This is a genomic window from Clostridium transplantifaecale, from assembly GCF_900626075.1.
GTDB classification, from domain to species: domain Bacteria; phylum Bacillota; class Clostridia; order Lachnospirales; family Lachnospiraceae; genus Otoolea; species Otoolea transplantifaecalis.
Window position 1 is genome coordinate 1252501 of record NZ_UYZY01000002.1, and the last position, 11790, is coordinate 1264290.

Consider the following 11790-nt stretch of genomic DNA (forward strand, 5'->3'; position numbering starts at 1 on the left):
ACTACCATGGAGAGTATAAGTACACTGAAGAATATTTTAGACCGCATAGAGCAGGAAGTCATCATTACGGATCGCGAAGGAAAAATACTCTGGGTGAATCAGTATGCGGAGAAGGCTATAAAGCTGGACGAATGGATCGGAAAGGAATTTGGCTCCTATTTTGCCACACAGAAGCGGGGGAACGGTGAGACGCTTCTCCATTCACCGTTGGGAGATACCTATGACTTCGGAACGGAGGAATGGGAAGGCGGCACGATTTATTTTTTGGATAACCTGACCAGCTTTGATAATCCCAGAATCCAGCGTGAATGTTATAAAGAGATCGTTGAAAAACTTGACGTTATGGGAACTGACGCAAAGGGTGAAATTGTAATTGTAAGCCAGATGGCCGCCCAGTATTACGGGATGAGCCGGGAGCAGCTTTATCACCGTTCTCTAGCTGATTTTTATAATTACCGGACAGAGGATGAGCACGAACACAGGGATGTCATTGAGACCGGAGTTCCGATTATAGACAAATACAGCGACAATCCCGCCAGGGCGAAGAATTATGTTTATCGTCCCCTGATGTACAGCACTTACCCCTTTGCTTACCACGGAAAAAATATACTGGCATATACGATTATCCAGGATGACAGGAAGGCACAGGAGACGCTCCGTGAGATCACGGAGCTGAAGCGCCGCCTGCGTTTGAGGGATTTGAAGGATGAAAAACACAAGGAGGAGAATGATACCTCCTATTCTTTTCTGGATATTGTCGGGGAGAGCAAGGTCCTGGTGGATACCATCCGGGACGCCCAGACAATTGCCGGGGTGGACCGGAATCTCCTGATAGTCGGTGAGACCGGAACCGGAAAAGAAGTTTTTGCCCAGAGTATCCATAATTTCAGTAAGAGAGGAAAGGAACCGTTTATACCGGTAAACTGTGCGGCAATTCCGGAGAATCTTCTGGAGAGCATCCTGTTCGGGACGGTCAGGGGCGCCTATACCGGCGCGGTGGACTCGGAAGGCCTGTTTGAGCTGGCGAAGAACGGGACGCTGTTTCTGGACGAACTGAATTCCATGCAGGTTTCCATGCAGACGAAACTGCTGCGCGTACTGCAGGAGAGGAAAGCCATGAGGGTCGGCGGGCATAAGATGTATCCGATCAACTGCCGGATTGTCAGTGCAATTAACGAGGATCCCAGGGTACTCATGGATACCGGCAAGATGAGGAGCGATTTATTTTACCGAATCGCGCCTTTATCGCTGTATATCCCGCCTCTGCGGGAGAGACCGCAGGACATACTGGCGATGGCCCGATATTTCATCGGCAAATATAATAAGGTTTTTTATAAAGATATTAAGGGTGTGTCTCCCGAAATGGAGCGCCTCCTTCTGGCATATGACTGGCCGGGCAATGTCCGGGAACTGGATTATGTGATTGAGAATATGATGATTAGAGCGGAAGAAAGTGAACTGAAGCTCTCAGATTTGCCGCGTCACCTCCAGAGTCAGTTTGAAAACGGCATGCCAGGGGAAAGCAGCCCGGTTATGGAAGTGGGAGCAGGGGGGAATGGAAGCAGCGATTGCGTAAGCCTTGCCGGCAGTCTGCAGACGTACGAAAAAGAGCTGATTGAGAGAGCGCTTCTTCAAAATGGAGGCAACCAAAAGAAGGCGGCAGAGCAACTGGGAATTTCCCGGCAGAATCTGTATCACCGCATGAGACGTTTGGAAATGTGTAAAAATAATGATACGCAATGAGTAAAATATATTTTACTTAGGTAAAAAATATTTTACTTGGCGAGAGTGATTTGCAGATGGAATTGATACCATAATGACGTGGAAGATGATTTCCGGGACAGATATTTCGAAAAAGACCTTATGAGGAGGTCTTTTTTTTGTATGATAATTCAGAAAAAGAGTGGGAAAGAGGGGGACAACAGATAAAATCATGGAGACTGAGGTCATTTTATTACAAATTTTTCTGTTTTAATTATCATACTCGGAAAAGTGGCACGGAGGTTGCTTATATATAAGGCAGACAAGGAGAAAGGAGGAAATAGGTAATGGATCAGGAAGCGATCATCGGATTAATCCAGTCGGAGATGAAACCCGGTATGGGATGTACGGAGCCTGCAGCTATCGGTCTTGCCGTGTCCAATACATGTGGCAGACTGGATTCACCGGCAGCAGCCATACATCTGAAACTGAGTTCCAATATTTTTAAGAATGCGTTTTGTGTAAAAATTCCTAATACGGATAAGGCGGGTATTCCTCTGGCAGCGGCTTTGGGAGCTCTGTTGGCGGGACAGGATAACACGATGGAGATATTTTCTCAGGTTACGGCAGAATTGACCGAAGAGGCGGAACGGATGCTGAAAAAAGGTGTTATCACACTGGAAGTGGAGCCGGACAACCGGTTTTATATTGAAGTGACTGCCCGGGAGGGGCAGAAGACGGTACGGACTATTACTATGGACAGGCATGACAATTTGGTCTACATAGAAAAAGACGGGAAGATCTTGATGGACCGGAGAGAAGAACTGAATGTGGACTCATGTGGCGGGGAATTGTGGATAACTGAGTCTTCTGTCTGCGATTTGGTTGATATCTGTGAGAAAATACCGGTTGAAAAAATCACTTTTTTAAAGGAAGGTATTGAGATGAACCGCCTTGCGGCACAAATGGGACTCAGCCGCGACTATGGCCTGAATATTGGAAAAAAGATACGCAGTATGGTGAGAAAGGGGGCGGTTCCGGACGATTTGGCAAGCTATGTCAAAATGAATGTGTCCGCCGCGTGTGACTGCCGCATGGGCGGTGCGCCGATCTCCGCCATGACTGTTCTGGGCAGCGGAAACCAGGGATTTGAGTCCATTTTGCTTCCGGCATCGGCGGCGGAGTACTTAGGATGCGATGAGGAGAAGATGCTGCGGAGCGTCATGATAAGCATTCTGCTTACAATCCGCATCAAATACCATGTTGGCCGCCTGTCCCCCATCTGCGGGGCAACTCTCTCGGGTGCGGCCGGAGCCGGAGCCGTTGTATGGCTGATGGGAGGAAACCGGGAACAGATAGACGGAGCCATGCAGAACATGCTTGGAAGCGTATCGGGGATGCTCTGTGACGGAGCGAAAGACGGTTGCGCGCTGAAGCTGGGAAACTGCGCAGGGGAGGCTGTTCTGGCGGCGTGTCTTGCAATGGAGGGAAGTATAATACGACAGACGGACGGAATTATAAGCCGCCGTGTGGAGGACACGATCCGGGATGTGGCCCGTCTTTCACGGGAGGGAATGGCCGGGGTGGATATGAATATTATCTCTATTATGCTCAGTAAAGAAAATGTAAGCGGCAGACCCGCAAAAGTGTCATGACTAAGCAGAGAAGCAAACTAACCACTATTATAACTATGAGGAGGAAAGTAATTATGAGCATTATTACAAACAAAGCAGCAATCCTGGATGATGAGAAGGCTAATATCCTGAGAGGGGCCGTAGGGACAAGAGCCTGTTGGATGGCGCTGATTTACGAGGAGGCGTGCAAAGCCGGTATGGGAGAGGAAGGGGAAGAAATGATCCGAAAGGCAGTCAGAAGATACGGGCAGAATCAGGGCGCCGATATTAAAAAAGCGCTGGATGACGGAAATGGTTCCCTGGACATGGAGAAATTCGCCCAGGCATTTGGTTCACCGGCCGCGGTAAATGCCTTTGAGGCTGAGGTAACGCCGGAAGGGGAGGAAAAAGTAGATATAGAATATCATTTCTGTCCACTCTTAAAATCCTGGCAGGACTTAGGTTATGATGATGAAACCTGCATGAAGCTGTGTGATATGGCTATGGAAGGAGACAGAAACATGGCGAAGGGGATGGGGCTGGGTTTTGAACTTACGGATACAATTGCAAACGGATGTCCCACATGCCGTATGAGTTTTTATAAAGAATAACAGGAAGAAATACGCTCGGCCTAAATAGCGCCGATCGCCCATGTCTGTATTACTAATTGCAGAATGGGGAGCTGATTATGCTATAATACTTGCAGCAGACATGTTTTCGTGTCCGCCGGGTGAGTAATTACGGCACACAAAGGAGGGTATTATGAGTGAGACGGTTACTCTGAAAAAAGATATAGGTTTTAAAGAAGCGTTGAGCATTGCAATTGGACAAAGCATTGGAACCGGAGTTATGGCTATGACGGGGCAGGCCATCGGATTTACCGGAAACGGAGTGGTGCTGGCATTTATCATAGCGGCATTCCTGGTAATTGTATTGTTTCTTCCAACTGCTGTTATGGGTTCCACTCTTCCGGCCACCGGAGGGGCATACATGTATGGAGCCAGACTTCTGGCTCCGCGGTGGGGAGTTTTTTATGTTTTGATTTTTCTTTCATATAATATTACACTTTCGCTGTATGCAATTTCATTTGCCGACTATATGCAGTCACTGGTGCCCGGAATTCCCTTTAAACTGGTGGGAGCCTCCCTGCTGACACTTTTTTACGTGCTGAACCTCGTCGGGGTAAAGTCGGCGGCGATGGTACAGAAAATAATGGTGCTTGTGCTGCTGTCCGCATTTGTACTGTTCATCGGATACGGCATGCCTCAGGTGAATTTCGAGGCATTTACCTCGGACAATGTTGTGCCTAACGGTATCGTAGGGTTGATGACGGCATCGGCTCTTATGACATTTGCCGTGGGCGGTTCCAATGTTATCGCCAATATGGGCGGTGAGATGAAAAATCCGGGCAGGGATATTCCGCTGTGTATGATTTTAGGAACCGGTATTGTCGGTGTGTTCTATGCTTTTCTCGGCCTGGTGGCTTCAGGAGTGCTTCCCTGGGCACAGGTGGCGAATAAAAACCTGTCGGAGGTGGCAAGGGCAATCCTGCCGGGACCGCTTTACACTTATTTCATCATTGGAGGAGCGCTTTTCGCAATAGCCACAACATTGAATTCGGTGTTCGGCTGGGTGACGAAACCTCTTCTGGCGGCTGCGTCCGACGGTTACCTTCCGTCAATTCTGACCAGAGTGAATAAACGGTTTGGCACCCCCCACGTGCTGCTCACGATGTTCTACCTGATTGGAATCGTGCCTGTTATCACTGGCGTTTCTCTGCAGACGGTTTCTACTTATGGTTCGGGAATTTCAATCTTTATGACCATCATTCCGATTGCTGCTTCAACACAGTTACATAAGAGATATCCAGAAGCATGTAAGAAGGCTTTCTTTATTCTGAAACCGGGAACAATGAATGCAGTGGCGGTGGTTGCCATGATACTTGTTGTGATTCAGACCTATCTGCTGTTCCAGACACTTCCCGCAGCAGCCATTATCGGAGCCATGCTCTATGGGCTGGCGGCGCTGGGGCTCTCAATTTATATGGAGAAAAGAGCCGGTAAGGTGCTTTACACAGGGGACGCGGAAAAGGATTTTCAATAATGTTTTGGAGAAATTAAATACAGGACGAGCCAAAGAGCCGCTGTAAAATCGGATAAATCATCTGCTTTTACAGCGGCCTTTTCATTGCTGGAATCTGTGTTACTAAAAGCGGTCCGTGCGGTTTACCATATACTGCGAAGGAGAACATTTTGAGTTCTGTGTGCCTTGAATATATCTTCTGATATATGGTTTATATGGACAATCTTATAGTTTTTTTGAATGACGGATATGATTATAATTTAGACAGAAAAGACGTGAAAAATAGTGGAATAATAAGGAGGAAGGGAAACATGTACAGCAGAAAGCAGCTTTTACAAAATCCTACATTTCAACATTTTGATAAGCTTTGCCGGATACCTCATATAAGCGGAAAAGAGCAGGCAATCAGCAATTATCTGTTAGCCTGGGCGGAAAGCCTGGGATTAGCAGCGGAACAGGATGCCCATTTTAACCTCTATATACAGAAACCGGCTACATCTGGGTATGAGCGCGCGCCTGTTGTTATGCTGCAGGCTCATCTAGACATGGTCGGTTCCAAGAGCAGTGGGGAAAATGTGAATTTTGAAAAAGACGTGATACCGTGGGTGATTGAAGGAAACACCATAACTACGGGAGGAAAGACAACGTTGGGGGCAGATGACGGAATTGGCGTAGCGCTTGCCATGACGGTTTTAGGGGATAAGAATCATGCCCATCCTGCTATAGAAGTGGCCTTGACCACTATGGAAGAAGTCGATTTCAGCGGCGCGGAGTCTTTCAATTTTCCATTTAGGGCAGTTTCCCTGATTAATCTCGACGGTTCAAATGATAATCAGCTTTTGTGTGCAAGTTCGGGAGGTATGGCGGCAGAAATCCGACTTCCGCTGGAGCGTGTTACCTTGCCGGAAGCATGTAGATGTGTGCGAATTGCAATCAGCGGGCTGGCAGGCGGCCATTCCGGAAGGGAAATTAACCGTGGCCGTGATAATGCTATCGGAATTTTAGGCCGTTTTTTGCTTCAGATTAAAAAAATGTTCCCCTTCACAATTTCGGATTTGGATGGAGGCGACAGTTATATTGCCCTGGCACGTGACGCCCAGGCTGAGCTGGTTCTTGCCGCAGAGGACATATCCGCGTTGGAAAAAGAGGCAGCGGAGCTGGAAGAAACACTCCATAAGGAGCATCCCATTACAGGGAAAAAAATCAGAGTCTCACTGAATGAATGTAAAGAGCCTTCACATGCGTATATGGCAGAACCGATCATTATGATGCTGAGCCTTTCACCTAATGGGATAGTCCAGATGAATGAGATGTTTCCAGAAATTGCAGCCTCTTCGGTCAATATGGGGACAGCGAGGATGAATGAAGGATTTTTGACGCTGAAATATGATATCCGTTCTCTTTCTGAAAAGATGGGGAAGTCTACCTACGAGAAATTGGAACTGCTGGCAGAACTGGCCGGAGCAGGATGTAGACAGTCTACATCATACCCCAGTTGGGATTTACGCGCCGACTCTCTACTGCGTGATACCGCAGCCACAGTATACCGTAGAATGTATGGGGAAGAGCCTGAGATTTGTTCTATCCATGTCGGCCTGGAAGTCGGGTATTTCTTCCTAAAAAAAGAAGGAATGGATGCCATTGCATACGGACCGAATCGATGGAATAATCACAGCCCTTCCGAAGGAATGAGTATTCCTTCAGTATATAAGGCTGAGGAATATCTTTTTACTCTTTTATCAGAACTTCGGTAGATAAATTCAGGAATGCTCAACAGAACTGTCAAAGTTTTGCTTTAGATATTCAAAAAAGGTTTTGGAGGCATTATTTAAAGGTCTGAGACTGCTTCGAAAGAGAAAAGTCTTGCGGATGAAAAATGGTTCATCTACATCCAACAGAATGGAACCGTTGAAATCAAGGTGATTCCAGGAAACCGTCGGCACAACGGCTACGCCAAATTCGCAGTCTACATATTTTTCAATACATTTCAGGTCGTCTATATACGTGATAGAGTTAGGGCGGAATCCATATTGATCACAGTGAGACATCAAAATACGGACCATATTGGAATCGGGTGAGAGGAACAGAAAATTCTCATAACGTAATTCGGGGAGAGTGATGGATTGACGTCCAGCCAGAGGATGAGTGGAAGATACAGCAATTTTCAATGGTTCCTCCACAAGCGGGATGCATATGTCATTGTTTTCCGAAGGCGCAAATGCTGATACACACAGATCATACTCGGAAAAGTCTCTCAACCTGTGTGAAATGATAAAGCGGACTTTGGGATGTTCGTGTTTGAAGGCGGCAATACAGTTTATTAGATTATATCTATGCTGAAGGATAAGGCATCTGACTTCGCCGCGCACTACTTTGGGATCCTCTTCTTCCCTGATTTCCAAAAGGGATGAATCCAGTGCAAATAAACTTTTTTGTACTCCATGGTAGAGACATTTGCCTTCTTCCGTCAAAGAAAGTTTGTTTTTGGTCCGGGTAAAGAGAGGGGTTCCCAATTCCCGTTCCAATTTAGAAATCGTTTTCGACATGTCTGATTGTGGGATCATGTGATAGATGGCGGCGTGAGAAATGTTTTCCATTCGGGCGACAGTGGCAAAATAGCGTAATTGAAGTAGTTCCATTAATACATCTCCTTTACTGAAGGCTGAATGAATAGTTACGTAGAAAGAAAGGTACACAGGCAGCAGAAAAAGGGATAGACGGGAAGTAATATAATTATCTAATTATAGCACAACGCAGTTTTACAGGAATATAGTAAACAACTATTTTTGGTATTGTTATGCATTATCAGAGTTTGATAATGCGGGGGTAAGAAAGAAGGGGAATATATGTTTAAAATGAGGGAGAGAACAGAAACAAAACAGGTAAAAGCCATTAATCCAATGCTTATTCTTGCTGCATTCCTGGCAGTAGCCGCAATTGCCACCTATATTATACCGGCAGGAGCATTTGACCGTGTTGCGAATGAGACTACCGGCTATTCAATGGTGGATCCGGCAAGTTTTCACCGGGTAACACAGAATCCGATAAGGCTTTTTGACTTTTTTATGGCAGTTCCAAAAGGTCTTGCGGGTTCAGGCAGTCTGATTTTTTTCCTTCTGATTGTAGGAGGAACATTGCAGGTGATCCAAGCAACCGGCGTAATCGATATAGGCCTTAAAAATCTGATTAAAAAGTTTGCAGGTAAAGAAAACCTGCTTTTAATAGCAATACTGCTTACATTTGGACTCCTATCTTGTTTTGCTGCTACCAGTGAAGAATTTCTGGCGTTTATGCCCCTGATATATATGGTCTGCCTAGGGCTTGGATTTGACTCGATGGTAGCTGCTTTTCTGGTGTTAGGAGCTTCCTCAATAGGTTATTGCGGCGGTATGACCAATGCTTATACGGTGGGTGTCGCCCAGACAATTGCTGAACTTCCCATGTTTTCCGGCATCGGTTACAGAGCAATCGTCTTTATTGTCTTTGAGGTGGTCAGCATTATTTGGATCTGTGCTTATGCTATTAAAATTAGGAAGGATCCACAGAAGAGCCTGATGTATGAAATCGATAAACAATATCGCGCTGAATTGGATCTGTCTGATATTTCTCCGATGACAATTCGTCATAAACTGGTGCTTTTAACGTTTGTTCTGGGAACGGCCGCCATGGTCTGGGGAATTCTGGAAAAAGGATTTTATCTCACGGAGATGGGAGCTGTCTTTATTATTATGACCATTGTTGCCGGTGCAGTCGGCGGTTTGGATGCAAACCGGATTTGCAATGAGTTTGTGGAAGGAACTAAAAGTCTTTTGTGGGTTGGCCTGGTAATGGGTCTTTGTAAGGGGCTTACCAATGTTCTTACCGATGCCAATGTCATTGATACAATTATTAATGCCATGGCCAGCCTGCTCAACGGTCTGCCTAAGACGGTTGCCGCGTGTGCTATGTTTGCAGTACAGGATATCATCAATTTAGTAGTTCCGTCCGGCTCCGGCCAGGCGGCGGTTACGATGCCGTTAATGGTGCCTTTGGGCGACCTGCTGGGCATAAATCGACAGGTGAATGTACTTGCATTCCAGTTTGGTGATTCTCTTTCCAATATGGTTACTCCGGCTGGCGCCAAGCTGATGGCGGGAATCGCCATGTGCCATATTCCATATAAAAAGTGGCTGAAGTTTTTTCTGCCGTGTTTTGCATTATGGTGGGTTACTTCCTTCGTTCTTCTGATTGTGGCGACATTGATTAACTATGGTCCATTCTAAAAAGTACTGACCAGCGCTGCAATACTTACAGATACTATTTTATATATAGGGAGAAAATGATTTGGAGAGTGCGGTTGTTATTTTACGGCAGATTATGATTATGTTTGTCTATATGGTGTCGGGGTACCTCATGTTCCACTACAAGCTGATTACAAAGGAAGGGAGCCGCTCACTGGCCAATCTGCTTTTGTATGTTTCCCTTCCGTGCGTAATAGTAAAATCATTTTGCGTACAGAATACGGCAGAAATTAGAAATGAGGTGCTGCTGTCACTGTTGATGGGGCTCGCTATTCTCCTTGTATCAATGGCAGTGGCCGGATTGCTGTTCAGAAAACGGCCGATGGAAAATTTTGCGGCAGCTTTTTCCAACGCCGGGTTTATGGGAATTCCACTGATTGCGGCTACAGTGGGGGAACGCGGTGTGTTATATACGGCGGGGATGATTGCACTCCTGAATGTGTTTCAATGGACCTATGGCCAGTGGCTTCTGGCTGGTAGAACAGGAGGCAAACAGTGGAAGGGACTATGTAATCCCCTTACTGTCAGTCTGGTAATTGGCTTGCTCGTTTTTTTGGGCAGAATCACCCCGCCGGATATGGCAATATCCTGTCTGACGACACTATCTGGGCTGAACGGGCCTCTGGCAATGATTGTGTTGGGAGTTTATTTGGCTCAGACAAAGTTGACACAGCTTTTTTGCAGGGGAGAAAGCTATATGGTATGTATAGTGCGTTTACTTCTGATTCCATTACTGACAATAGGTCTGTTATGTCTGGTTCCAAAACAGTTGCTGACTATGAAGCAGGCGCTGCTGATTGCTGCATGTTCTCCAATCGGTTCGAATGTGGCAGTCTATGCACAGAAGCTGGATAGTGATTATACATATGCGGTACAGTTGGTCTGTCTCAGCACTCTGCTGGGCATTATATCAATGCCGATTATCATGGGGATTTCCTCTCTGATATGGCAGTAAGATATTAAATATTAAAAAAAGGCCGGCTTCCAGGGTATTTAATACCCTGGAAGCCGGTTTTAATTGTTATTTAATTGTATCACAGTCTTCAATATGATAAAATGATCGGCGGAAAGAAGAAACTTATCTTATAGAAAGAGGGCAGGGTGGAGAAGATAAAGAAGACGTTAAAAGCAGAGGCGGGATATGGCCAGACGTCTTTTTCAGACAAAATATTACTTGACTCCCAGTTACAATTGCTCTACAATTTACACAAATGCGCAGTGATAAAATGCGGTTATGAAGGGCTTGATTATGAATATTATAAAAGCGGCAAATCTCGTTTTTGATTATATCAGGCGGGATGAGGAAGATAAAATAGAAGAAGTGAACCGGGCTATCGATCACGTGGATGTGGAGATAGAAAAGGGGAGCTTTGTGGCGGTCCTGGGACATAACGGTTCTGGAAAGTCCACATTCGCAAAACATATTAACGGGATTTTGATTCCGACGGAAGGGACGGTCTGGGTGTCTGAGATGGATACGGCGGACGACGATCTTCTGTGGGATGTGAGAAAGACGGCCGGGATGGTGTTTCAGAACCCGGACAACCAGATTATCGGCAATGTGGTGGAAGAAGATGTGGGCTTTGGTCCGGAGAACATTGGAGTGCCTACCGAGGAGATCTGGGAACGTGTGGACAACAGCCTTAAGGCAGTGGGGATGACAGCCTACAGGAAGAAGTCTCCTAACCGCCTGTCGGGCGGACAGAAGCAGAGGGTGGCGATTGCAGGTGTCATGGCGATGAAGCCACAGTGCATTGTCCTGGATGAGCCGACTGCAATGCTTGATCCCAATGGGCGTAAAGACGTTATCAGCACCGTACGGGAACTGAACCGGGCGGAAGGGATCACTGTGCTCCTAATCACTCATTATATGGAAGAAGTAATCGATGCAGACAGGGTGATTGTCATGGACGGCGGAAAGATTGTCATGGACGGGACTCCGAAGGAGATTTTTTCCAGGGTGGACGAGCTTAAGAGCTACCGTCTGGACGTTCCTCAGGTGACGGAGCTGGCCTATGAGCTTAAGAAGAGCGGAGCTGCGCTGCCGGATGGAATACTCAGGAAAGAAGAGCTGATGGAAGCGCTGCTTCCGCTCTTAAAAGAGGAATAGAGAT

General features: G+C 46.4%; 10 protein-coding genes. 9 read left to right on the forward strand and 1 reads right to left on the reverse strand.

Translation table 11 applies throughout. The features are described 5' to 3' along the window. The first annotated feature begins 6 nt into the window (after positions 1–6). The 5 genes from EJL91_RS11255 to pepD all read left to right on the forward strand — a co-directional run bounded on the left by EJL91_RS11255 (position 7) and on the right by pepD (position 7150). The gene (locus tag EJL91_RS11255; protein WP_125142016.1) at positions 7–1743 is read left to right on the forward strand and encodes a sigma-54 interaction domain-containing protein; all 1737 of its coding nucleotides are present in this window, start codon (positions 7–9) and stop codon (positions 1741–1743) included. A 305-nt stretch (positions 1744–2048) separates the two neighbouring features. Beyond that, positions 2049–3356: an L-cysteine desulfidase family protein gene (locus tag EJL91_RS11260; RefSeq protein ID WP_125142017.1), complete on the forward strand. Its 1308-nt coding sequence runs from the start codon at positions 2049–2051 to the stop codon at positions 3354–3356. A gap of 53 nt (positions 3357–3409) precedes the next feature. Continuing rightward, a complete protein-coding gene (locus EJL91_RS11265) occupies positions 3410–3925 on the forward strand; it encodes an L-2-amino-thiazoline-4-carboxylic acid hydrolase (RefSeq protein ID WP_243125311.1) in 516 nt (171 codons plus the stop codon). Between the two features lie 151 nt (positions 3926–4076). Then, complete coding sequence (locus tag EJL91_RS11270) at positions 4077–5417, forward strand: APC family permease (RefSeq protein ID WP_125142018.1); 1341 nt, start codon at positions 4077–4079, stop codon at positions 5415–5417. A gap of 290 nt (positions 5418–5707) precedes the next feature. Further along, positions 5708–7150 (forward strand): beta-Ala-His dipeptidase, encoded by a 1443-nt coding sequence (gene pepD, locus EJL91_RS11275; protein ID WP_164516816.1) that lies wholly within the window; start codon positions 5708–5710, stop codon positions 7148–7150. A 6-nt stretch (positions 7151–7156) separates the two neighbouring features. Here pepD and EJL91_RS11280 read toward each other — a convergent pair whose 3' ends face one another. After that, a complete protein-coding gene (locus EJL91_RS11280; protein WP_125142020.1) occupies positions 7157–8035 on the reverse strand; it encodes a LysR family transcriptional regulator in 879 nt (292 codons plus the stop codon). A 207-nt stretch (positions 8036–8242) separates the two neighbouring features. Between EJL91_RS11280 and EJL91_RS11285 the strand changes: the two genes are divergently transcribed. The 4 genes from EJL91_RS11285 to EJL91_RS11300 all read left to right on the forward strand — a co-directional run bounded on the left by EJL91_RS11285 (position 8243) and on the right by EJL91_RS11300 (position 11786). Beyond that, complete coding sequence (locus EJL91_RS11285) at positions 8243–9658, forward strand: YfcC family protein (RefSeq protein WP_125142021.1); 1416 nt, start codon at positions 8243–8245, stop codon at positions 9656–9658. A 61-nt stretch (positions 9659–9719) separates the two neighbouring features. Then, complete coding sequence (locus EJL91_RS11290) at positions 9720–10631, forward strand: AEC family transporter (protein WP_125142022.1); 912 nt, start codon at positions 9720–9722, stop codon at positions 10629–10631. Positions 10632–10777: 146 nt separating this feature from the next. Beyond that, the gene (locus EJL91_RS11295) at positions 10778–10960 is read left to right on the forward strand and encodes a hypothetical protein (RefSeq protein WP_125142023.1); all 183 of its coding nucleotides are present in this window, start codon (positions 10778–10780) and stop codon (positions 10958–10960) included. Further along, positions 10926–11786, forward strand: a complete 861-nt coding sequence (locus tag EJL91_RS11300; protein ID WP_125142024.1) for an energy-coupling factor transporter ATPase — start codon at positions 10926–10928, stop codon at positions 11784–11786. Before EJL91_RS11295 ends, EJL91_RS11300 begins: the two co-directional genes overlap by 35 nt. Positions 11787–11790: the final 4 nt, after the last annotated feature.